At 45.6% G+C, this 22418-nt stretch carries 22 protein-coding genes; 8 read left to right on the plus strand and 14 right to left on the minus strand.

Translation table 11 applies throughout. The features are described 5' to 3' along the window. Positions 1-55: 55 nt before the first annotated feature. Positions 56-625, plus strand: a complete 570-nt coding sequence (locus tag MD535_RS13510) for a TetR/AcrR family transcriptional regulator (protein WP_265675550.1) — start codon at positions 56-58, stop codon at positions 623-625. A 44-nt stretch (positions 626-669) separates the two neighbouring features. Here MD535_RS13510 and MD535_RS13515 read toward each other — a convergent pair whose 3' ends face one another. The 3 genes from MD535_RS13515 to MD535_RS13525 all read right to left on the minus strand — a co-directional run bounded on the left by MD535_RS13515 (position 670) and on the right by MD535_RS13525 (position 3167). Then, entirely contained in the window at positions 670-2172 is a 1503-nt protein-coding gene (locus MD535_RS13515) for an arylsulfatase (RefSeq protein WP_390902932.1), read from the minus strand. 45 nt (positions 2173-2217) lie between these two features. Beyond that, on the minus strand, positions 2218-2619 hold the full coding sequence (locus MD535_RS13520) for a DUF4345 domain-containing protein (RefSeq protein ID WP_265675551.1): 402 nt from the start codon (positions 2617-2619) through the stop codon (positions 2218-2220). Positions 2620-2699: 80 nt separating this feature from the next. After that, positions 2700-3167, minus strand: coding sequence for a hypothetical protein (locus tag MD535_RS13525; RefSeq protein ID WP_265675552.1), 468 nt, complete (start codon positions 3165-3167; stop codon positions 2700-2702). A gap of 518 nt (positions 3168-3685) precedes the next feature. On the opposite strand from MD535_RS13525, the gene MD535_RS13530 reads away from it, so the two are divergent. Beyond that, positions 3686-4201 carry a glycine cleavage system protein R gene (locus tag MD535_RS13530; protein ID WP_265675553.1) on the plus strand — a complete coding sequence of 172 codons (516 nt, stop codon included), beginning with the start codon at positions 3686-3688 and terminating at the stop codon, positions 4199-4201. 123 nt (positions 4202-4324) lie between these two features. On the opposite strand, the gene MD535_RS13535 is transcribed toward MD535_RS13530, so the two are convergent. The 8 genes from MD535_RS13535 to pspA all read right to left on the minus strand — a co-directional run bounded on the left by MD535_RS13535 (position 4325) and on the right by pspA (position 12676). Then, on the minus strand, positions 4325-5005 hold the full coding sequence (locus MD535_RS13535) for a DNA-3-methyladenine glycosylase I (protein ID WP_265675554.1): 681 nt from the start codon (positions 5003-5005) through the stop codon (positions 4325-4327). A 202-nt stretch (positions 5006-5207) separates the two neighbouring features. Then, positions 5208-5819 carry a DNA-3-methyladenine glycosylase I gene (locus MD535_RS13540; protein WP_265675555.1) on the minus strand — a complete coding sequence of 204 codons (612 nt, stop codon included), beginning with the start codon at positions 5817-5819 and terminating at the stop codon, positions 5208-5210. Positions 5820-5956: 137 nt separating this feature from the next. Then, positions 5957-9073, minus strand: coding sequence for an efflux RND transporter permease subunit (locus MD535_RS13545; RefSeq protein ID WP_265675556.1), 3117 nt, complete (start codon positions 9071-9073; stop codon positions 5957-5959). Next, complete coding sequence (locus MD535_RS13550; RefSeq protein ID WP_265675606.1) at positions 9073-10161, minus strand: efflux RND transporter periplasmic adaptor subunit; 1089 nt, start codon at positions 10159-10161, stop codon at positions 9073-9075. The genes MD535_RS13545 and MD535_RS13550 overlap by 1 nt, the downstream gene beginning before the upstream one ends. Then, the gene (locus MD535_RS13555) at positions 10161-11189 is read right to left on the minus strand and encodes an efflux RND transporter periplasmic adaptor subunit (RefSeq protein ID WP_265675607.1); all 1029 of its coding nucleotides are present in this window, start codon (positions 11187-11189) and stop codon (positions 10161-10163) included. Before MD535_RS13555 ends, MD535_RS13550 begins: the two co-directional genes overlap by 1 nt. Positions 11190-11382: 193 nt before the next feature. After that, positions 11383-11769 carry an envelope stress response membrane protein PspC gene (gene pspC, locus MD535_RS13560; RefSeq protein WP_265675608.1) on the minus strand — a complete coding sequence of 129 codons (387 nt, stop codon included), beginning with the start codon at positions 11767-11769 and terminating at the stop codon, positions 11383-11385. Then, positions 11762-11998: an envelope stress response membrane protein PspB gene (gene pspB, locus MD535_RS13565; protein ID WP_265675557.1), complete on the minus strand. Its 237-nt coding sequence runs from the start codon at positions 11996-11998 to the stop codon at positions 11762-11764. The genes pspC and pspB overlap by 8 nt, the downstream gene beginning before the upstream one ends. 9 nt (positions 11999-12007) lie before the next feature. Continuing rightward, a complete protein-coding gene (pspA, locus tag MD535_RS13570) occupies positions 12008-12676 on the minus strand; it encodes a phage shock protein PspA (protein ID WP_265675558.1) in 669 nt (222 codons plus the stop codon). A 191-nt stretch (positions 12677-12867) separates the two neighbouring features. On the opposite strand from pspA, the gene pspF reads away from it, so the two are divergent. From pspF to MD535_RS13600, 6 genes are all read left to right on the plus strand, one after another. Then, positions 12868-13938: a phage shock protein operon transcriptional activator gene (pspF, locus tag MD535_RS13575; protein WP_265675559.1), complete on the plus strand. Its 1071-nt coding sequence runs from the start codon at positions 12868-12870 to the stop codon at positions 13936-13938. A 140-nt stretch (positions 13939-14078) separates the two neighbouring features. Continuing rightward, positions 14079-15698 carry an ABC transporter substrate-binding protein gene (locus tag MD535_RS13580; RefSeq protein WP_265675560.1) on the plus strand — a complete coding sequence of 540 codons (1620 nt, stop codon included), beginning with the start codon at positions 14079-14081 and terminating at the stop codon, positions 15696-15698. Then, on the plus strand, positions 15699-16661 hold the full coding sequence (locus MD535_RS13585; protein ID WP_265675561.1) for an ABC transporter permease: 963 nt from the start codon (positions 15699-15701) through the stop codon (positions 16659-16661). After that, positions 16648-17535, plus strand: coding sequence for a putrescine export ABC transporter permease SapC (gene sapC / locus MD535_RS13590; protein ID WP_265675562.1), 888 nt, complete (start codon positions 16648-16650; stop codon positions 17533-17535). The genes MD535_RS13585 and sapC overlap by 14 nt, the downstream gene beginning before the upstream one ends. Beyond that, positions 17535-18530: a peptide ABC transporter ATP-binding protein gene (locus MD535_RS13595; RefSeq protein WP_265675563.1), complete on the plus strand. Its 996-nt coding sequence runs from the start codon at positions 17535-17537 to the stop codon at positions 18528-18530. The genes sapC and MD535_RS13595 overlap by 1 nt, the downstream gene beginning before the upstream one ends. Then, complete coding sequence (locus MD535_RS13600) at positions 18527-19312, plus strand: peptide ABC transporter ATP-binding protein (RefSeq protein ID WP_265675564.1); 786 nt, start codon at positions 18527-18529, stop codon at positions 19310-19312. Before MD535_RS13595 ends, MD535_RS13600 begins: the two co-directional genes overlap by 4 nt. 172 nt (positions 19313-19484) lie before the next feature. Here MD535_RS13600 and rluB read toward each other — a convergent pair whose 3' ends face one another. The 3 genes from rluB to rnm form a co-directional block, all read right to left on the minus strand. Next, complete coding sequence (gene rluB, locus MD535_RS13605; RefSeq protein ID WP_265675565.1) at positions 19485-20426, minus strand: 23S rRNA pseudouridine(2605) synthase RluB; 942 nt, start codon at positions 20424-20426, stop codon at positions 19485-19487. A gap of 142 nt (positions 20427-20568) precedes the next feature. Then, positions 20569-21189, minus strand: coding sequence for an L-threonylcarbamoyladenylate synthase (locus MD535_RS13610; RefSeq protein ID WP_265675566.1), 621 nt, complete (start codon positions 21187-21189; stop codon positions 20569-20571). Positions 21190-21259: 70 nt separating this feature from the next. Next, positions 21260-22132, minus strand: coding sequence for an RNase RNM (gene rnm, locus MD535_RS13615; RefSeq protein WP_265675567.1), 873 nt, complete (start codon positions 22130-22132; stop codon positions 21260-21262). Positions 22133-22418 lie beyond the last annotated feature (286 nt).

Below are 22418 nucleotides of genomic sequence, written 5' to 3' on the forward strand. Positions count from 1 at the left end.
ACGGTCTGTTTGTTCAGGGTTACAATAGTCACCGATTGCAACAAATGGTGGACTTATGGCTGATTTAAAACAAACACTTCTCAACGCTGGGTTTGAGCTCATTAGCGAACACGGATTTGCTGGTATTGGTATTATGAAGATCATTCAACAAGCGAACGCGACGAAAGGCTCTTTCTACCACCATTTCAAATCGAAGGAAGATTTCGGTCGTCAGTTATTAGAGGACTATTTTAAGGACCATCTAAACACGCTCAGTCAATATCTTGAAGACAGCGCCATCACCTTTGAACAGCGAGCGATACGTTATTTCGAGTTCTGGTCAGAATCAAAAGTGACTGAGGACTTTCAGATCAAATGTTTGGTGGTGAAATTGTCCGGAGAAATATCTGGAACATCATCGAGCATGCAAGCCGAGTTAGATAATGGCGCAGAGAAGGTCATCAATCGTATGGCGGGTTACTTCACATCTGGCAACGAGCAAGGTCTGCTGACCATTGAAAACCCTTACATGGCTTCGCGAACACTTTATGCTAAGTGGCTAGGTGCCACACTACTGTGCGCCATGCAAAAAGACCGAACGCACTTAGAGCAAGCCATGACCGAAACTAAGTTACTGATAAAATAAGGGCTGCAAGCAGCCCTTTAATAACTAAGCTAATTAACAACCATTTAGCGCCCTATTCCGGATACATCCACCGCATCCGGCTCAAAAGTGACAGGAGGCCACTCTTTAAAGCTCTCTAAGTGTTGCTGTACCGTCGCCTGAGCGGGACCAAACGCCCACATTTTCTTACCCATCCAGTTGATATACATACCAGACTCCTCGGCAGCACGCTCGTAAGGGTCACGACGTAGATTAAACAGCAGCGGTGCGTTGAGTTCTTCTTTCGGTCCACTCCAACCGTGGTTTTGCACCACAAAGTGAGCTTTCCAATCACCAACCCGAACCGCTTGGAGTCGATCACGCTCGTAGTATATGATCTCTTTACGGTTTGACGGAGCTAACTCGGTTAGCATTGCTGTTTGATTGTAACCATCCAAATGCGCTTTAAAGCCTTCATAACCAGTCAGCATTTGTTGTTTAAGATCGCTTGGTCCCCCCGCCGCTTCAACAAGCGTAGGTAACCAATCCATACCGTCAAACATGCCGTTGTGTATTTGTCCGGCTGGAATCTTACCTGGCCAGCTCACGATCAGAGGCGCACGAACCCCCCCTTCCCATGTCGAGCCTTTTTCACCGTGAAATGGCGTCATACCACCATCAGGCCAAGTCATGATTTCTGGCCCATTATCCGCCGTAAAGATCACAATCGTGTTATCGGCCACGCCCAACTCTTCTAATTTGGCAAGCATCTCACCGACATGATCATCAAGGTCTTTCATCACAACTTCTTGCAAGCCCCAACCGTTTTGTCCAAGCATGGCTTCGTATTCTGGGGACAAGTGGGTCCAAACATGGCCTCTTGACGGGCAATACCAAGTGAAAAAAGGTTTGTCTTGTTTCACCGCATTTTCAATGAAGTTGATCGTATGTTTATTAACCTCATCGTCTAAAGTACGCATGCGTTCGATGGTCAAAGGTCCATCATCTTTGATGGTTTGTCCACCCTTGCCATCTGACTTGGAATGAATCACATTCCGTGGTGCAAATTTCTGGAACGCTTCGTCTTTTGGCCAATCAGGGTCTTCAGTGTATTCCATCGCATTAAGATGGTATAGCCAGCCCCAATATTCATCGAAACCATTCATTGTCGGCAGCACTTCATCTCGATCACCTAAATGGTTCTTACCAAATTGACCCGTTGTATAGCCTAAAGTTTTCAATATTTCAGGCAGTGTCGGTGTATCAGCATTAAGCCCTACCGGACTACCTGGAAGGCCAACAGTATGCATGCCGGTACGAACGGGAAACTGTCCGGTAATAAATGCTGAGCGCCCTGCGGTGCAAGAAGGCTGAGCATAATAGTCCGTCAGCAACATCCCTTTCTCGGCAATACTATCAATATTGGGCGTCTCACTACTCATTAATCCCCTATGGTAAGCACTAAGGTTAGAGATACCAATATCATCAGTAAAAATAACAAAGATATTGGGTGGCTTTTCATTCGCATTCGCAAGTGCACTCCAACCCAATAAACTCACCACTAACCATTTCATTAATATACGGTGCATCCTGCCTCCTAATATATTCACGCGACATTATTCATACGACACTATTCATGCGACACGTTTGGTTTTAAAATCATCTTTTTGGAGAAGCACAATCCCTACCACTCCAAATCCTATTTCGAGGAGAAGATATACGACTAACAGCCCATTTGGTATCCCATCAACGACCATGCTTATAACACGACCTAAACCCAGCCCCCACATAAAGACAATCAGACTTTGTAGTGCAGAGCGCGCCATTTTTGGTGTCCCGAAAGCCCCCATCAGCCAATAGACCGCCAATGCAAGATAAAGCCCCATTACAGCACGAAAGATATGACTCACATTCGTCGGTGATGCATCAATATCAAACAGGAAAGGTAAGGTGATACTAGGTACCAACCCATACATTAAAGCAATTGGGATTAGCCCAAGTACCGCCATTAACAAGAACTTTTGTGTATGTGTCATGTTGCGACTCCTGCTTGCTCTTACAGACTAGTTGTTGGTATCCATAAAGCAAACTTTCAGATTTAATAAAGTAAGTTAACTCAAAGCCCTATCTGTGTGAGCAAGCCTTGTAGATTGAAGTGTGTACTGAGATCTAATGCATTGACGAGGCTATAGCTCAAGCCACTCCAACACAAAATAGACGATGACAATAAAATGAAGGTTGTCACTCGATCTTGTCTAAGCCGCCTTGCGACCAAGGTATACAATGGAATGCCAACTAGAACAGGAGCAAGTGTCGCCATTGTTTTATTGCCGTATCTTTTCCATGCCGCAACAAAGCGCCTCAGCTTAGGCCTATGAGGATGAAAGTTCTTTCTTGCATAAAGATAAAAGGAATATCGCCCAATAAACCATCCAAAACAGCCTGCCATCAATGCTGGAAGCACATTAAACAACAACATTTCAGGATAACTAAAACCAACAAAGCCTGCTAATGCCGGACCAGAGTATGTTTTCCAAATACTAAGCAAAGCCATGGCCAAGCCCAGTAGTAAATAACTATCCATATTGCCACCCATTCAATGTACATGCGGTTTTCACCACACTATTTGGCTTAAGTATATGTCCGATAATTGGCTCAATATGATGAAATATTTGTTGCCCGTGTTGGTACACATAATTGAGTTCTGGATCCCCGTATTTAGTGAGCACTTCGTGACATCCAGTAGACCATATCCGGTACCCTAAGATGGTATTATTCCGCGGATTTGCCAATCCAACTCATCGTTACGATATGGTTATCCTCCTAAGAAAGTAATCACACAATAACCAAAACAAACCGGTCGGTCTAGTTGTTAAATGTTAGAGAACGGTAAATTAGATCTGCGACAAGAAGGGTATTATAGCTAACTCTTTGTTGACCAAATAAAAACCATGTAAATTGTGCGCCTAATTACAGTTCAATGATCTTGTTTTAGTTTTAGAGTGAATACTTGACGTTCATCATGCGGCGGAACTGTTTTACATCTAAACTGGAATTAACTATTCAATTAGTTATCGGTTTTAAACCCGTGGAGGGAATCTTATGAGCAGTACTACTTTCATCGTCAGCTTTGTCGGTCAAGCCACCCCAGCCACCATCAAAAACTTAGCCGCGATTACTCATGAAAATGGTGGAAAATGGTTGGTGAGTAAAGTGAACTTCCTCGAAGATCATGTTGCGGCCGTCATCAAAGTCGAGCTTCCTAGCGAAAATCAAGCCATCGTCAAACGAGCTTTTGAAGATCATACTAATCTCACGGTTCAGATCACCGATACCGAAAGACATATCCACGATCAAGAAACTATTTATCACCTAAGATTGGATGCTAACGATCGAGCCGGTATTGTGAATGAAATTACTCAATACCTCGACGCACAAGATATTCGCATTTTAGACATGGACTGCCAGCGAGTCTTCCTAGCTGGCGGCGGCGGCATTAGCTCGAGCTTATTCACCGCAAATATCGCCCTTAAAATCCCGCAAGCAATGAAAATTGCCGATATAGCCAATGAATTAGAAGCGCTCAGTGAAGACACTCGTGTTATTTTGGAGTCTTAACCGTCTCCGCAGTATGCTGACTCTTCAAAACCATCGCCTCTGCGATGGTTTTCTTTATCCGTATAAACAGCTAATAGAACAGCGGCTTGAAATTGCAGAACTTACGCCCTATAGATGAACAAGTTAGACCCTGTTTTCTCCAAAACCATAGGCTATGATTTGGCTAATTTCTGACAGCGATCGCCCTGACTCTTGCTGCCACTCTGCAAAAGCCACATTGGCCGCCTTAAGCGCCCGTTTTGTTCCTCTTCCTGAATCCAGCACTTTTGTGTTTCTCAGATAACCTTCTACATCCGAGGACAAAATAAACGTGTCAACACCAAGCTGACGCAATGCATAAGGTCCGGTATTTCCCCCTAATCGGGCGCCATGTTTTTTCAAATGCAGCCACAGCTCCGTCACAGAATCCGCAGGCCAGTTAGCCACCATCTCGGCGAAAGAAGCATGCTCAAAACGAGCAGATTGAATCATTCTCGCGTTGCTAGGAATCGACATCACCTTAGTCAGATGTCGAATAATGCGCGGGTCTTGGGCTTTTTGCTCCCAGTGTTCATCTGACAACATCAATAACGGCTCGACTCGGAACTGGAAAAATACGTCTTCAAAGTTATCCCATTTATTACGCACCACTTGCCATGAGATACCGCATTGGAACACCTTCATTGTAAACGCAGCGAGCCATCTATCATCCGATATCGCCAATAATTCTGCTCGCGTAAGGGGCTTGGTAAGCAGAGACTCCAACGCATCGTCACCGCCTTTACGCTCTGAAGCACGAGCGTAAATAGAGGAAAATTTTTCCATATTATCCTTCGTCTTGTCCGACATTTTTTCCACACTATTTTCAACACTATAACACGCTTGATTAAACCGCTTCTATCTACTCCGCATGCAGGTGACAGCGTCACTCAATAACTATCGCTATTCGCGTTACTGCTGATACTGCTGATACTGCTACCACGAATAGCGATCACTCGGATTAATATGGCTAACCACTCGCCAATCGTTATTGATTAGACATAACGTATTTCACCCCTAGTGATGAGTAGCTATCGATGATTTGTTGGCGGCGGTAGCATTGTTGGCTATGGTCGTTGATCAAGCCCGCGGCCTGAAGGTAGGCATAAATAATGGTAGAGCCGACAAATTTAAAGCCACGCTTTTTCAAATCCTTACTCAAAGCGTCCGATACAGGTGACGTGGCAGGATAGTCTTCTAAACACTGCCAGTTATTGACGATGACCGCATGTTCAACATATGACCATAGGTATTGACTAAACGAACCAAACTCTTGTTGAATCTGAATAAAGCGTTGGGCATTCGTGACGGTCGATTTGATTTTTAACCTATTACGAATAATGCCCGTATCTTGCATGAGCTGCTCTTCCTCTTGTGGGGAAAACTGCGCTACTTTCTCAACATCAAAATCGGCAAAAGCGCGTTGATAGCCTTCACGTCGTTTCAATATCGTGTACCAGCTTAGGCCAGCTTGAGCCGATTCAAGAACCAAAAACTCAAATAACGTTTTATCATCAAATACCGGCACACCCCATTCGTTATCGTGATATTCGACATAGTCACTCTTTGTTTCATCTAACCACGGACAACGCTTGCACATACTCACATCCTTATTGTTATCAGTATTACAAAAATGCTGTCACCGCAGCGGGTGACAGCATGCCATTTAGAGTGTTAATTTCCGATAAATACCGAGATTGAGACTTCCTATCACAGCATATCTGTCATTACATGACGTTAACGCGGTGGAACAATAACTCGATGAAATAATCGATACAGCACTGGGACAACAATCAACGTCAGTACCGTCGCAAACCCAAGCCCGAACATAATGGTGACCGCCATCGGTTTAAAAAAGATATCTGGCAATAATGGAATCATACCCAATATCGTTGTGATGGCCGCCATACACACCGGACGAACACGACTCAATGCCGCATCAACGACCGCGTAATACGCTTCTTTACCCGATTTAATCTCAATTTCTATCTGATCGAGTAGTACGATACCATTTTTCAAAACCATTCCTGATAAGCTGAGAAAACCCAGTAATGCCATAAAGCCAAACGGAGTATTCAACGCCAGTAACCCTGTCGTAACACCAATAATGGCAAGCGGTACCGTCAGCCACACAATCAACGCCTCTTTCACGGCATTGAACAGAAATATAGTGATCAGGAACATAAACAAGTAGCCCATTGGCATCGTTTGGAACAGTGACGCCTGCGCGTCTCCTGATGACTCATATTCCCCCCCCCACTCCAAGAAATAGCCAGGTGGAAGCGCTATGGCCTCAATCTGAGGTTGAATACGTTTTTGTAATGTTGCTGCGGTTTCTTCACCAAGAAGATCAGGATCCGCCATCACCGTCAACATGCGCTTGCGGTTCTTGCGCACAATGATTGGGTCCTCCCAGCGAACATCATAACCCTGAGTCACTTGCTGGAATGGAATAAACTCGGACAGAGCTGGGCTCCATATCATCATACCCTCAATATTACGGATATCCACCCGCTCGTCATCAGGGAGACGGGCGACGATAGGCATAAGCGTTGTTCCGTCGCGATATAGCCCAACCGATTTCCCAGAAAAGGACATCATCAACACATCATCAACATCAGACTTAGTAATACCGTAGCGTCTTGCTTGGCTTTCATTAAATACTGGTTCAAGTACTTTGGTTCTCTCTCGCCAATCATGACGAATATTAAATGCGCCAGGATCGGCGTACATAATATCCATGACTTGAGTCGCAATACCACGTAATACCGTTGGGTCCGAACCGATAATGCGCGCCTCAATCTTCGCCCCTCCACCAGGACCAAGTTCAATCTGTTTAAGCTTATAATTGATCTCAGGGAAAGTGCTATCGACATAATCTCTAAAACGATTCATTAAAGGTTGGAGTTGCTCGTAACTTTTCGCTCTTGTGGTGATTTCACCATAGGCGGCATAACTCTTTTCGGGCGCGTAAGTCAGCATGAAGCGCTGTAAGCCTTTACCTGCTGTCGTCGTGATGTGGTCCGTTTCCGGTTGTTCCGCTATCCAATTTTCCAATACTTTTAACTTAGTATTGGTCGCTCGAATGTCCGTACCTTCCGGTAGCCAAACATCCACTTGAAACATCGGTGTTGTCGATGCAGGGAAGAAGGACTGCTTCACTAAAGTAAACCCGTATAAACTTCCACCAAGACACACAATGAGAAAAGCGACGGTTAACCAAGCGCGGTGCATACAAAATTCCAGAAACTTTCGATACATCACAAAGACAATGCCATTATAGGGGTCACTGCCCTCTCCACCGTCTTCGCCCCCTTTGATTTTCTGACCCTTAAAGAACATGTCTGCAAAAAATGGCGTAAGCGAAATTGCCGTAAACCAACTTAACATCAGAGAAATAAGCAATACTGTGAACAAGGTGCCACAGTACTCACCGGTGGAATCTTGCGACAAACCAATCGGCGCAAATGCGGTGACTGCAATCACCGTCGCGCCTAATAATGGCCACTTAGTTTGAGTGACAATGTCTGTCGCGGCTTGAAGCCGCGTCTTCCCTCGCTGTGTACCGATTAATATCCCTTCAACCACCACTATGGCATTATCTACCAGCATCCCTAACGCGATCACCAAGGCACCCAATGAGATTCGCTGCAAATCAATCGCCATGTATTGCATGAAAATAAAGGTGCCAAGTACCGTCAGTAACAAGATCAAACCGATCAATAAGCCCGATCGCAACCCCATAAAAAACAGCAGAACGATAATAACAATCGCAACGGCCTGCCCCAAACTCACGACAAAACCACGAACGGACTTGTCCACTTCCTTTGGTTGGCTATACACCTCTGCGATCTCGATGCCAACAGGTTGCTGAAACTTAAGCTCTGCTAGTCGTCGGTCAAACCGCTCTCCAACCTCTACTACATTCACCCCTGTCGCAAATGATACCCCCACATTCAACGCCACTTGGCCATTAAAGTTGATGATATTCGTCGGCACTTCGATAAAGCCGCGTTTAATGTCAGCCACATCTTTTAGATAGATGAGCCCATCAGCTCCACCTTCTGTTAAAATTAAATCGCCGAGTTCACTGACATCGGTAAATTCACCCGTTGGCTGAATACGAATATACTCACTACCAATGCGAGTCGCGCCTGCGTTAGACACCACATTCTGCGTTTGCAGCAAATTAAAAATCGTACTGGGCGCAATGCCTAAAGCACTAATTCGTTTAATCGAAATTTCAATAAAGACTTGTTCTTGCTGCTGCCCCGTCACCGACACTTTACTGACACCATCAATAAGTTCGAGCTCCCGCCGCAAGTAATCCACATAATCAGAAATTTCTTTATAGCTGTACCCCTCGCCTGTTAACGCCAGTAATACGCCATAGACATCACCAAAGTCGTCTATTACCGTTGGGTCGTTGACGCCTGGTGGTAATGACCCCTTTAAGTCATTCACTTTTCGGCGTAACTCATCCCAAATTTGCGGTAAATCATCAGGCCCATAGTTATTTTTCATGGTGACGGTTATTTGAGACAAACCACGGCTGGAGATTGAATTGATTTCATCGACATAGGTCAGCTGTTGAATCGCTTTTTCTATGGGATAAGTCACTTCTTCTTCAACTTGTTGCGGTGTCGCCCCCGGATAAGAGGTGACCACCATGGCATCTTTAATGGTAAAGGCAGGATCTTCCAAGCGTCCTAAGCCAAAAAAGGCGGATACACCTCCAATAAGGAAAATCAGCGAAACCATCCAACTGACCACTTTGTTACGAATAAAATAGGCGGCTACACCCGTGATATCATCATCACTTTGAGGCAAAGACTTCTTTTCTTCTTGGCTCATTAGTTCGCCTCCTGCGCGAGAACTTCCACTTCCATGCCGTCACGTAATCGGGCAATACCTGCAATGACTATCTGATCATTACTCTCTATTCCATCTAATATTTGAATGGTAGAACGAGAGACTTTACCTGTGAGTACCTTTTGCTTGCTTACCGTTGCCCTGTTTCCATCATCAGAGACAACCCAGACATATTTTTCAAGATCGCCCAATCCATCGCCATCTTGGTTAAACACCGACTCAATCGGAACACTCACCCCCAAGTCCAACTTGAGTCCGACATCTTTCGCCTTGGAGGTGACATCCACAGCCATGCCATCCAAAACAAATTCCGTCGCAGGCATTGGCATCACTAAGGTGGCGGTAAACGTACCAAGCGCAGGATCCGGTTCAGTAGTAAACTCTTTTAGCTGCGCTTCATATTCGTTGCCAGAAGGTACTCGCACAAGCGCCCCAATGTGGCTTATATCGTTACTTTTAGGCTGATTTAGCGAGAAACTATCAGGCATCTGCATAATAATTTCCACCTCCTCAACGCTATGAATATTCACGACTTGCTGGCCAATTTGGACATTTTCAAATTGCTCCGCGGACACCCTTGAAATAACGCCATCCACAGGTGCAAGCAACTGAGTAAACGACAACCTTAACTGAGCCAACTCTAGCTCTGCTCTTGCATAAGCACGCTGCGCCGCTATTTCATCAAATTGTGACTTCGCCAACAGTCCTTTTTTCACCAATGGACTCGACCGGCGATACTGGCTGTCAATAACCGAGAAGCGAGCCTGGGCATTATCAACATCTAGCTTGTAATCCGTTGGGTCGAGGGTGGCGAGAATATCGCCTTTTTTTACAAAATCCCCTTCTTTAAGCGTGATGCTATTGATCTCTCCCGGTACTCGAAAACTCAAATGCGAGCGATCTGCCGCGGTTGCTAATGCTGGAAAGTACAACTTATCTTTTAGCTCAGCTTTACTGATCGTTGTCGTTCTCACCTTCGGAATTTCATTTCTTGCTTCTACCGGCGCTTTATCGCAACCAGCTAGCAGCACAGCGATAGTAAGTAGACTAACGAGGCGAACATTCATCATCATAGCCCTCTTTCCTTAATCCACTCACGAACCTTAATGCCCGCTTCTATTCCTTGAACACCTGAAATGACGATCTTGTCACCATCTTCAAGCCCGGTGATTACTTGTCTTTTTTCATTGAGCTCCACCGCCACCTTCTCAACAATCCCATCGTCACCCACCTTCCACACGCATTGCTTATCATTTTCGACAAACAAGGCAGACACCGGAATCACCGTCGCCGCTTCACTCTTGGCAATCACGCTAACTTGCCCTGCCATACCAGGCAAAATACCGATATCAGTCGGTCTCTCCATGACCATCGTTACTTTATAACTGCCCGTTTTAGGATCTGCTTCCGTATCAATCTCTTGAAAAGTCAGCTCATATTGGTTACTTGGAAACGCATCAAACGCCATAGATGCATCAATCTGATTTTTACCTTGAAAGCGATTAAGTAGGTAATCCGGCAATTGGAATATGACCTTGAGCAGCTGATTAGACTGAATATTCATAACCCCTTCTTTAGCTTGAATATATTCAAAGTTATCGGCAGGAATAATCGAGATGGTGCCATCGTACGGTGCGACTAATTGAGCGTAACTTAGGTTCGCTTTGGCTTGCGACCAGCTCGCTCGGGCAGACTTCATATTGGCATTGGCTTGATCATAATCTTGCTCAGATACCACTTTTTCTTTACGTAACTTTAGCGCTCGCTGATACTGCACATCTGCAAGCCTAAAATTTGCTTTTGCTTGTTTTTCTAATAGGAGATATTCGTCGGGATTAAGGCTGGCAAGTAAGTCGCCCTTGTTTACTGTCTGGCCCGAGCGCACCGCTATTTGTTCTAATTGCCCGGGCACTCTAAACGCCAGCACCGCTTTATCGCCCGCTTCAGACGTTGCAGGAAATGAACGCTCGAATTGACTATTTCCAACCGATACCGAAAATAATTTTGCCGGGCGAGATTCCGGCTCGGGAATGGGAGGGGGAGCTTTGCCACATGCACTAAGCACTGCTACCACTAAAAATAATGCTGACCACTTCATGTTCATTTCTAACTACCCTGTTTAACTCGTAGTTAAAAAGATAGTCTAGAGCACACCGCTCTGCCAGCAAGTGACTAATTATTAATAAATTTTATCAATTAACTGGTGATTTATTGCTCAATATTATTCTTAACAGGCAACAAAAAACCCAGTAACCGAAGACAACTGGGCTTTAGCATTATTTCAACATCGCCTACAACTTACTAAACTCTCGATTCACGGCATACGCATCCGAGGTAACGTAGGCCTCCATACTACGAAGCGACCCTTCCATTTTATCCATGTCGTTTTCAATAGTATTGAGTAAGTCTTTGGCATTTTGCCCCTGCTTCCAAGGCTTACTTTTGAGCGAGTGCTCTTGTTTCGACCTAAGCTCTTCAACAAAATTATCTGGCTGCTTCTCTAACATCAAACTCATTGCGACATAAGCCAATAACACTAAGAAGCTTCCTCCTAGCAAAGCGGCGGAAATAACCAAAATCCGAACTAACCATACCTCGACACCAAAATAATTCGCAATCCCGGCACAGACCCCTGTGAGCTTGCCGTTGATCGGGTCCTTATATAGGTCTTTATGCATCATAATTTTGCCTCCACTTAGGTGACTCCGCATCTAAGATTCGCTCTAGACTCTCAACACGGCGCTGCATATTTTCCGCTCTCGCTGACAACGCTTGTAGCTTCTCGAACTCTTTTGAAGACAACCCAGATTCGGACTTACGCTTGCTTCGGTAATGAAGGAACAACCATAGCGGCGCCACGAATATTAGAAATACAATAACGGGTCCAGCAATGAGAAATGTCGACATATTCGTCTCCTATTTATTTTTATTCATCTGCTCTTTGAGCTTAGCCAGTTCTTGGTCTATTTCGTCTTGCGCTTGTAGCTCAGCAAACTCTTGATCTAATGACTTAGCATTGCCGCTATTGGCATACAGATCCGCCTCGGCTTCCAGTTCATCTACTTTACGTGAGTACTGTTCAAATTTCGCCATCGATTCATGAGTGCGACTCGTATGCAGGTGTTTTTGCACATCACGACGGTTATTAGCGGTCTGTGAACGAATCATAAGTGCTTGCTGCTTAGAGCGTGTTTCCATAATTTTTGATTCAAGTTTACTGATTTCATTAGTCAGCTTATCAATCGTTTCTTCGACCAATGTTTGTTCATCATGCAAACCTTTAACGATTTTCTCTACTTTTTGCTTTTCAATCAACGCCGCACGAGCCAGTTCTTCTCTTTGCTTAGTCAGTGCTAACGTCGCTTTATGTTGCCATTCAAGCACTTGCTCTTCTAATGCTTTGACCTTGCGAGCCAATTCTTTTTTATCCGCTATGGCCTTTGCCGAGTTAGTGCGAACTTCCACCAAGGTGTCTTCCATTTCTTGGATGATCAGGCGAATCATTTTCTCCGGATCCTCTGCCTTGTCTAAAAGAGCGCTAACGTTAGAATTTACGATATCAGCGAAACGAGAAAAAATACCCATAATACATCTCCTAAAAAAATCACGTGGTGTCATCATTCAATCATGTGCCACCTAAGACAATCCAAGTTTCATGCCAGTTTTACAAAGCCTACATTAACAATATGTTAGCTCAATCATTCGCATTTTATTAGTAGACTGCTAATATGATTCACCAATAGTTGGTAAAAAAAACCACATCTAAGGACTGTAACATGGCGCAAAACCTCATTGGCGAGTCTCCAAGCTTTTTAGCCGTTCTCGATAAAGTTTCAAGGCTGGCTCCCATTAATCGCCCCGTGCTGGTCATTGGTGAAAGAGGAACAGGGAAGGAGCTCATTGCCCAGCGTCTTCATTACCTATCCACACGCTGGGATCACCCTCTGATTTCACTTAACTGCTCGACATTGAGCGATGGGTTAATCGACTCTGAGTTATTTGGCCACGAGTCTGGTGCATTTACAGGCGCAAAAGGGCGCCACCTTGGGCGATTCGAACGTGCCGAAAATGGCACACTGTTCTTAGATGAATTGGCCACGACGCCGCTATCGGTTCAAGAGAAGCTATTGCGCGTCATTGAATATGGTCAATATGAGCGTGTCGGCGGAGCAAAAGCATTAGAAGCCAACGTAAGGTTAGTGTGCGCCACCAATGAAGATCTGCCAACCTTGGCGCAAAAAGGGAAATTCAGAGCGGACTTATTGGATAGGCTGGCCTTTGATGTTATTCAGCTTCCACCGCTAAGAGCCCGCCAAGAAGACATTGCGCTGCTGGCCGAGCACTTTGCAATAAAAATGTGCCGTGAACTAAGTTTACCTCTATTTGTCGGTTTCAGTTCCCAAGCTTGGCGCAGCATTCATGAATACCCATGGCCAGGAAATGTTCGTGAACTCAAGAATGTCATCGAACGTGCTGTCTATCAGCACGGTACGAACTCACACCCTATCCATTCGCTCACTTTTAATCCGTTTAGCAACGAGTTTCCGACATTAAACTCAGCAAAAGAGCCTGCTACAGATGCGGACGAAACGTCAGAACACACCGCATTGGAGAAACTCACCCAAGCAGTGACATCCGTTAATGCCCCCCAGCAGGCATCCTCAGCACCGCTCATTGATAACCTGACCTTTCCGATTGATTTTAAATCTTGGAAAGAAGAACAAGCCATCATTGTTATTCGCGCAGCATTAGAGCAAGCACAATACAACCAAAGAACCGCCGCTAAAATGCTGAGCTTAAGCTATGATCAGCTAAGAGGGCTGGTTAGAAAGCACAAACTCATATGAAAGCGCTCAAAGAGTCACCATTAAAATAAATAAAATCGTCGATAACTACTTGTCGTTATTGGTTTAACAATCAAATTAGTGGTAAATTACTCTGTTCTCAATACAGATATTACGTTCACTAAAATGAATGTAGCGTGTTTATGAAGGCATTACTAAAACTATCCATTACACTTTGCAGCATTGCGCTAGTCGCTGGCTGTGAGGATACGATCGACCATACAAAAGTTCGACAGGACGGTTTCGTGTACTGCGACCAAGGTCGCCCGAGTACATTTAACCCTCAATTAGTCGACGGTGGCATTACTGTCGAAGCGATCGCGCCTCAATTATATGACACGCTACTCACGCTAAATTCAGGGACTCATCAGCCAGTACCCAATTTGGCAAAAAGCTGGACGGTCGATGAAAGCGGTACCGTCTACACCTTTAATCTGCGTGATAATGTTGAATTTCATACCACAGATTGGTTTACCCCAACTCGAACGCTCAATGCTGACGATGTGGTGTTCAGTTTTGAGCGTATTTTAGATACTGACCACCCTTATCACCAAGTGGGTGGCAGCGTGTATCCATGGTTTGCTGGCATCAACTTTGCTTCGCTGGTCACCCGTGTTATTGCTATTGATGATCACACGGTTCAATTCACGCTTTCGAAACCAGACAACTCCTTCTTATCTAATATTTCGACCGCCCACGCTCCCATATTCTCCGCAGAATACGGTAAAATATTGCAGCAGGAAGAGAACAAGCTCAATCTCGACACACACCCTGTAGGGACAGGTCCATTCTATCTCGATGAGTACCAAGTCGCCGATTTAGTGCGCTTAAAGCGTCATAACAAATACTGGCGCGGTCCCGTTGAAATGGACCAAGTTGTTTTCGACATCTCCCACCGAGGGGCTGGTGCGTTGGCTAAGTTATTACGTGGTGAGTGTGATGTTCTCAATTCACCAGTATCGAGTCAAATACCCATTATTCTTAAAGAAGATTCTGTCGTACTGCAAGCAAAGCCTGCGATGAACGTGTCATTTATCGCACTCAATACCCAGCATCCAGCGCTCAGTGACCAACGCGTGAGAAAGGCCCTTAATTTAGCAATCAACCGTGACAATATTCTCGAAGCGGTCTACTACGACAGCGGTGAAAAAGCCTATACGCTCTTACCACCAAGCTCTTGGGCCTATCAAAAAGATCAAACTCAAGTTCGCTATGACCGCAATTATGCCATGGCGCTACTTCGCGACGCAGGCTATGACAAAGGCTTAGAGCTCACAATGGCGGTGCCACTTGAGCCTCGAGTATATAACCCAAGTCCGAGAAAAACGGCGGAGCTTATCCAAGCAAATCTTGCCGATGTCGGCGTCACATTGAATCTGTTAACCGATGAACGTGTAGACCGAATTGAGTTAGCTAACATCCAAGAAGTCGATTTATTACTTACGGGTTGGGTCGGCAATACTGGTGATCCCGATAACTACTTAAGACCCCTGCTGTCTTGCTCATCGAAACGGGAAGGACTGAACCTTTCAATGTGGTGTAATGACGACTTTGATTTTTTACTCGATCTCGCTCTTGAAGTAAGCGAACCACGCTACCGTGTTAACTTATATCGACAAGCTCAGAACATTCTGTTCGAACAAGTTCCGGTCATTCCTATTGCGCATGGACAAAAATATCAAGCGCACAATGATGATCTGACCGGCTTTCGCACAAGCCCATTTAACGCCCAGCCGTTTGACCAAGTAGTGAGGTTAAAATAGATGTTCTGGTATGCGATTCGCCGCCTCAATTTGTTTGTCATCACTTTGCTTATCCTAACGCTGGTCGGCTATAACTTGCTGCGCTTAGAGCCCGACTCCTTTTGGGCAAACCAAACGTTTTTCCAAGGCTGGATCCACTATGTTGGGCAACTCACAAAGCTAGATTTTGGATTAACGAAAGCCGGTGTCCCAATCATTGATGAGTTGACCGCCGTCCTGCCTGCCACGTTAGAACTGTGCTTTGCCGCTTTTACCATCTCCGTATTTATCGGCATTCCTGCAGGCACCATCGCAGGTATGAAAAAAGGCAAGTGGCTCGATAACATCATCTCTTTTTCATCGATGGTGGGCTACGCTGCCCCGCTATTTTGGATTGCACTATTGATGATTATGTATTTTTCACTTAATTTTCAATGGTTCCCGGTCGCTGGTCGCTATGACTTACTCTATGAAATCGACCATGTGACTGGTTTTGCGTTGATCGATGCCTTGCTCTCGGATGGACCATACCGACGCGAAGCGCTGCAAAGCGTTATCGAGCATATGATTCTGCCTTGTTTCGTACTGGCGCTATCTCCTACGATGCAAGTGATACGAATGATGCGCACCTCCGTGACAGAAGTGATGGCACAAAACTACATCCGAGCCGCGCGGATCAAAGGTTTATCCAATTACGAGATCGTGATAGAGCACGTTCTTCGTAACGCCATACCGCCAATAATACCGAAATTAGGTGTTCAGCTGTCGAGCATGATTACCCTCGCGATTATGACGGAATCCATTTTTAACTGGCCGGGTATCGGTCGTTGGCTCTTAGATGCGCTATCAAGTCAGGATTATGCATCAATACAAGCTGGCGTAATGGTGGTTGCGACCATTGTGCTTGCGGCAAGTATCTTGTCCGATATTATCGGCGCGATGATCAACCCGTTAGTTAGGAAGGAATGGTATGCTGTCAGATAACATCTATCAGGAAGAACGCATTCCAACCCAACTCGAACGCTTTTGGCGAAGCTATCGAAGTAATAGCCTATCCATGTTTGGGCTATGGTGTTTTGGGCTAATCATTCTCATCACGCTCGCCTCGCCATGGCTTGCCCCATATGACCCAATGGAGCAAAGCTCTTTTCTGCTTATTCCGCCATCTTGGGATCCTGCGGGGACGGTCGAGTTCTTTTTTGGTACCGATGATTTAGGTCGTGACATCCTTTCTCGAATTATCGATGGCTCTCGCCTATCCTTCGGTGCAGCGGTCATTATTACCGTTATTTCAGCGTTAGTGGGCTGCTTTATTGGTATTTTAGCGGGTATGACAAAGGGCTTACTATCCAGTATCTTGAACCACCTTCTTGATACCGTGATGTCAATTCCATCGCTGTTACTCGCCATCATTTTTGTGGCATTTTTAGGTCCTGGCGAATACAACATCCTGCTTGCTATCTGCCTAGCCCTAATCCCGCGCTTTGTTCGTACCGTTTATGTAGCGGTGCACACCGAAGTAGAAAAAGACTACATCATGGCGGCTCGTCTCGACGGGGCCAATGACTTCTACTTATTGTGGAACTCGATTTTGCCTAATATTCTGTCCATTATTGCCGCCGAATTCACCTTCGCGCTATCCATCGCAATTTTAGACATTACCGCCCTTGGCTTTTTGGGGCTAGGTGCTCAAGCCCCTAGCAGTGAATGGGGAGCGGTATTAGGTGATGCCGCCGAGCTTCTTTATCTCGCACCTTGGACTGTGGTCTTACCCGGCCTAGCCATTTTATGTGTGGTTGTCGTCATCAACATCGTTGGCGAAGGCGTGCGCAGCGCGTTAAACGCGGGAGTGGAATAATGCCTGTATTAGATATTCGTCATTTGACTATCGAAATTGAAACCCCACAAGGATTAGTTAAAGCCGTCGACAGAATGAGTTTTACCATTAATGATGGGGAAATTCGCGGTCTCGTTGGCGAGTCTGGATCCGGAAAAAGCTTAGTTGCCAAAGCGATCGTTGGCGTATGCAAAGACAACTGGCGGGTGTCTGCCGATCGTATGCGTCTTGGTAACATCGACCTATTGCAACTCACGCCACGGGAAAGACGTCGCGTCATCGCCCGTGATGTGGCGATGATTTTCCAAGAACCGTCTACCTGCCTAGACCCATCAGAAGAAGTGGGTCGCCAGCTTATTGAATCGATTCCTTCACGCTCCTTCGATGGAAAGTGGTGGGAGCGATTTAAATGGCGTAAAAAGCAAGCTATTGCCCTGTTACATAAGGTCGGCATTAAAGAGCATACTCGAGTCATGCACAGCTATCCGTATGAGCTCACCGATGGTGAATGTCAAAAAATCATGATTGCTATGGCGATCGCCGCTAAGCCCAAGTTATTGATTGCCGATGAACCGACTAACGACTTAGACCCTATCACTCAGTCGCAGATTTTGCGTTTATTAAGCCGTATGAATCAGCTCCATAACACCACACTGATCCTCATTGGCCATGACCTCACCACCATTACCCAATGGGCAACGCGTATTACCGTCATGTATTGCGGCCAGTCCGTTGAGTCTGCTGATACCAAAAAGATCTTGGACATGCCCAAGCACCCTTATACCGTCGCCTTATTGAAAGCGATGCCTGACTTCGGTGACTGGATCCCGCATAAAGAGAAGCTACAATCTTTGCCAGGTTCCATTCCACCACTTCAGCATTTGCCGATAGGCTGCCGACTCGGCCCTCGCTGTCCTTACGCGCAAAGGCAGTGTGTTGAAATTCCACCCGTCAAACGAGTCAAGAACCATAAATACAGCTGTCACTTCCCGCTGAATACGGAGAAAAAAGCATGAGTGCATTGTTAGAAGTCACAGGACTTAAAAAGGACTTTGTGACTCGTTCAAAGCTTTTTCAGAAGAAAATTCAGCATGCGGTTAAGCCCGTCAGCTTTAGCCTAGAAGCGGGTCAAACCATTGGTTTTATTGGCAAGAATGGCTCAGGTAAATCTACGCTTGCTCGTATGCTAGCAGGCGTTGTCGAACCAACAGCCGGAGAAATACGCGTCAATGGTGACTTGCTAGAGCATAAGGACTACTCCACGCGCTGTAAGCTTATCCGCATGATTTTCCAAGATCCTAATACCTCTTTGAATCCAAGAATACAAATTGGTCGCATTCTGGAAGGGCCACTGAAACGAAATACTAACATGCCACCAGAAGCGAGAATGCGACGTGTCAAAGACACCCTAGTACGAGTTGGCTTGCTACCAGAGCACGCTTACTTTTATCCACAGATGCTTGCCACAGGCCAAAAGCAACGTATTTGTTTGGCACGGGCACTCATCTTGCAGCCTTCTATCATCGTCGCTGACGAAGCACTCAATGGCTTGGATATGGCGATGCGATCGCAAATTATTAACCTATTTCTAGAACTACAAGAAGAAATGGGCGTAGCTTTTGTCTATGTATCACAGCATTTAGGCATCGTAAAACACATTACGGACAAAGTGATGGTGATGCATGAAGGTGACGTGGTTGAATACGGCGACACACAAGACATTCTCACTAAGCCTCAGCATATTGTGACGCAGCGAATGGTCGAGAGCCATTTCAATAAGAAGCCTGTTTATCGCTAATGCTGATGGAGGCGTATTTTTAGGTCATCGCTTAAAATACGCGTGTCCAACTAAGTAGGCCTAAGGTAAACGCTATCAAGATATCAACAAAAAAGGCCCGTTAGTTTCACTAACGGGCCTTTTATAATTTGTTTCACTCTCTTAACGACGTAAGAAGTGATAGCGTTAGCAATTAGCGACGTCCGGTTTTCGCACGAGAACCCGCTTCACCAGCACTCTTTTTGTTGCGACGTTGTTGGTTGCTGCGACCTTTTGACGGAGTACTAACGCGCTCTTCGTGACGGCGAACCGCACGACGGATTTTTTGACTGCGAGAGCGCTCACGCTGGCGAGAAGTGTTCGCGCTGTTCTGATCAAGAAGCGTTTCTTTTTCAGGTTTTAGCTCTACCAATTCACGTAAGTAGTTCACGTCTTTTAGCGTCAGTTCAGTCCAACCACCACGAGGCAGTTTTTTATCTAGGTAGATATCACCGTAACGAACACGTTTCAAACGGCTTACAGTCGTCTCTTGTGATTCCCACAAGCGACGTACTTCACGGTTTCTACCTTCGTTAATCGCAACGTAGAAGGTGTGGTTCATACCTTCGCCACCCGCATACACAACATCTTCAAAACGTGCCATGCCGTCTTCAAGTTTTACGCCGTGAACTAGGTTACGAATTTTGCTTTCAGTCACATCACCAAACACACGAACGAGGTATTCACGTTCAACTTGGCGACTTGGGTGCATCAAGCGGTTTGCTAGTTCACCATCGGTAGTAAACAACAAAAGACCAGATGTGTTTGCATCAAGACGACCAACTGAAATCCAACGTGAACCGCGGATTTTTGGCAGGCGATCAAATACCGTACGACGACCTTCAGGATCGTGACGTGTACAAAGCTCACCTTCGGGCTTGTAATACGCCAATACTCGACAAACCACTTCTTCTTGTGCTTTAGCCGATACAGTATGCCCGTCAATACGAATGATCGCACTGTCGTCTTCAAGGCGCTCACCCAAATTTGCAACCTGACCGTTGACACTCACTCGTCCTGACTTGATCAATGTTTCAAGTTCACGACGTGAGCCGTGGCCTGCGCGGGCAAGCACTTTTTGTAATTTTTCGCTCATCTACCTACCTATAATGTCGTCTTCACAGACGTCGAAACCAGATATTGCGATCGTCAAAATCGCGGTCGCGTATTATCGCAGAGAAACTGGCTAGAATCACCAAGTTTCTCAGGTTATTTCATCGCACCATCTGGTTCGATGTTTATTCGAATGGTGCAGGATCGCCAGCACCGACACGGAGAACTTTTGGTTCATCGTCGCTAAAATCAATAACCGTGGTCGGTTGCTCACCCAAGTAACCGCCGTTCAAAATAACATCAACGGCATGCTCGAGTTTGTCACGGATGTCTTCTGGATCCGACTCGGTTATGTCATTACCCGGAAGAATCAATGACGTCGACATCAGTGGCTCGCCCAAGGCTTCAAGCAGATCAAGGGCAATTCTATTATCCGGCACGCGAATACCAATCGTCTTTCGCTTGGGGTTCATTAAGCGACGCGGTACTTCTTTTGTGCCTTTGAAGATAAAAGTAAACGGACCTGGCGTGTTGTTTTTTAGCAAACGAAACGCCGTATTATCGACGCGTGCATAAAGCGAAATTTCCGACAAGTCACGGCACAAAAGTGTAAAATTATGTTTGTCATCAAGACGACGAATCTGACAGATCCGCTCAAGTGCTTGTTTGTTTTCAAGCTGGCAACCCAGTGCATACCCTGAATCTGTTGGGTAAATGATCACTCCCCCATTACGAACAATCGCAACGGCTTGACTGATCAAGCGCGCTTGAGGGTTATCTGGGTGTACATAAAAAAATTGGCTCATTGTTATTCCTTCAGCTAAATACTCTCGGCACAACTTTCCTTGTTGTTCCACATCAAGAGCTTAAATAATACTAATTGTCGGCACTCTGACTTTCGAGCCTTGTTGCCGTTTGTAATGATAGACGATCCCATACTGGCTCTACGCCCGATGGCAGCCATAAGTTTCGACCCAGTTCCGTCCAAGGCGATTGATAATGAAAGTCGGAACCTTGAGAAGCTAATAGATTGTATTGTATCGCATAATCTGCAAGGTTGCGTCTTTCTTGCATACTTTGTTGTGGTAACGCCACTTCCATAGCGTCTCCACCCGCTTCTGAAAATGCAGCAAGTAGCCGTTTTAACCACTTGGCCGTAAGCTGATAGCGGCCTGGATGCGCAAGCACAGCCACACCACCTGCAGCGTGAATGGCATCGACAGCTTCACTCATCGTGCACCAGTTAGGCGGCACATACCCGGTATTGTTTCGAGTGAGGTACTTCTTAAATACCTGCTGCATATTCTTGGCGTACCCGTTTTCAACAATCCACTTAGCAAAATGAGAGCGTGTAATTGGTGCACCACCCGCCATCACCTGCACCTCTTCCAGTACACCCGGACGCGTCGCTTTTTCCAACCGCTGTGCCATTAACTCAGCGCGCTCTGCCCGTCTTGCTTTTTGCGCGGCGATAAGCGTTAAAAGCGCCTCGTTATCGAGCGCCACACCTAAGCCAACAATGTGAATGTCTTTATTTTGCCAAACGGTTGAAACTTCAATGCCATTCACCAGCTCAATCGGCCATTCACGCTCCTCAATTAGACGCTTAGCTTCTGGCAATGCATCCAACGTATCGTGATCGGTGATGGCGATAATTTTCACACTAAATTCAATCGCTCGCTCTAAAAGCTCTTCAACAGAGAGACGACCATCTGATGCCGTTGTGTGACTGTGTAGATCTATCTTCATTTTATTTTTAATATCGGTTGACTTTCACACCCCGAACTAGTTAACTAGTACGCAGGTACAGAATTAGAGTAATGCACGTATGGTACAAGAAATTGACCCAATCCAAAAACCCCAAATCGCAGTTAAACGCTCTGCGGGAAATTGGTGGCGCACATGGAATGATTCCAAGTGGGCTTTTTTACGTGCGTAAAAGATAAGTAGATTTAATACTAGCCCACTCAAATGAGTGGGCTTTTTTATTTTTTGGTTTAACTGATTAACTATGCGGCAATTTGGGCAGATTCAA

It is taken from the genome of Vibrio qingdaonensis, assembly GCF_026191675.1.
GTDB classification, from domain to species: Bacteria; Pseudomonadota; Gammaproteobacteria; order Enterobacterales; family Vibrionaceae; genus Vibrio; species Vibrio qingdaonensis.

Bases quoted from the DNA above. Each gene is read 5' to 3' on its own strand.
- MD535_RS13510 (WP_265675550.1), top strand. From the start codon at position 56: ATGGCTGATTTAAAACAAACACTTCTCAACGCTGGGTTTGAGCTCATT.
- MD535_RS13515 (WP_390902932.1), bottom strand. From the start codon at position 2,172: ATGCACCGTATATTAATGAAATGGTTAGTGGTGAGTTTATTGGGTTGG.
- MD535_RS13520 (WP_265675551.1), bottom strand. From the start codon at position 2,619: ATGACACATACACAAAAGTTCTTGTTAATGGCGGTACTTGGGCTAATC.
- MD535_RS13525 (WP_265675552.1), bottom strand. From the start codon at position 3,167: ATGGATAGTTATTTACTACTGGGCTTGGCCATGGCTTTGCTTAGTATT.
- MD535_RS13530 (WP_265675553.1), top strand. From the start codon at position 3,686: ATGAGCAGTACTACTTTCATCGTCAGCTTTGTCGGTCAAGCCACCCCA.
- MD535_RS13535 (WP_265675554.1), bottom strand. From the start codon at position 5,005: ATGGAAAAATTTTCCTCTATTTACGCTCGTGCTTCAGAGCGTAAAGGC.
- MD535_RS13540 (WP_265675555.1), bottom strand. From the start codon at position 5,819: ATGTGCAAGCGTTGTCCGTGGTTAGATGAAACAAAGAGTGACTATGTC.
- MD535_RS13545 (WP_265675556.1), bottom strand. From the start codon at position 9,073: ATGAGCCAAGAAGAAAAGAAGTCTTTGCCTCAAAGTGATGATGATATC.
- MD535_RS13550 (WP_265675606.1), bottom strand. From the start codon at position 10,161: ATGATGAATGTTCGCCTCGTTAGTCTACTTACTATCGCTGTGCTGCTA.
- MD535_RS13555 (WP_265675607.1), bottom strand. From the start codon at position 11,189: ATGAAGTGGTCAGCATTATTTTTAGTGGTAGCAGTGCTTAGTGCATGT.
- pspC (WP_265675608.1), bottom strand. From the start codon at position 11,769: ATGCATAAAGACCTATATAAGGACCCGATCAACGGCAAGCTCACAGGG.
- pspB (WP_265675557.1), bottom strand. From the start codon at position 11,998: ATGTCGACATTTCTCATTGCTGGACCCGTTATTGTATTTCTAATATTC.
- pspA (WP_265675558.1), bottom strand. From the start codon at position 12,676: ATGGGTATTTTTTCTCGTTTCGCTGATATCGTAAATTCTAACGTTAGC.
- pspF (WP_265675559.1), top strand. From the start codon at position 12,868: ATGGCGCAAAACCTCATTGGCGAGTCTCCAAGCTTTTTAGCCGTTCTC.
- MD535_RS13580 (WP_265675560.1), top strand. From the start codon at position 14,079: ATGAAGGCATTACTAAAACTATCCATTACACTTTGCAGCATTGCGCTA.
- MD535_RS13585 (WP_265675561.1), top strand. From the start codon at position 15,699: ATGTTCTGGTATGCGATTCGCCGCCTCAATTTGTTTGTCATCACTTTG.
- sapC (WP_265675562.1), top strand. From the start codon at position 16,648: ATGCTGTCAGATAACATCTATCAGGAAGAACGCATTCCAACCCAACTC.
- MD535_RS13595 (WP_265675563.1), top strand. From the start codon at position 17,535: ATGCCTGTATTAGATATTCGTCATTTGACTATCGAAATTGAAACCCCA.
- MD535_RS13600 (WP_265675564.1), top strand. From the start codon at position 18,527: ATGAGTGCATTGTTAGAAGTCACAGGACTTAAAAAGGACTTTGTGACT.
- rluB (WP_265675565.1), bottom strand. From the start codon at position 20,426: ATGAGCGAAAAATTACAAAAAGTGCTTGCCCGCGCAGGCCACGGCTCA.
- MD535_RS13610 (WP_265675566.1), bottom strand. From the start codon at position 21,189: ATGAGCCAATTTTTTTATGTACACCCAGATAACCCTCAAGCGCGCTTG.
- rnm (WP_265675567.1), bottom strand. From the start codon at position 22,132: ATGAAGATAGATCTACACAGTCACACAACGGCATCAGATGGTCGTCTC.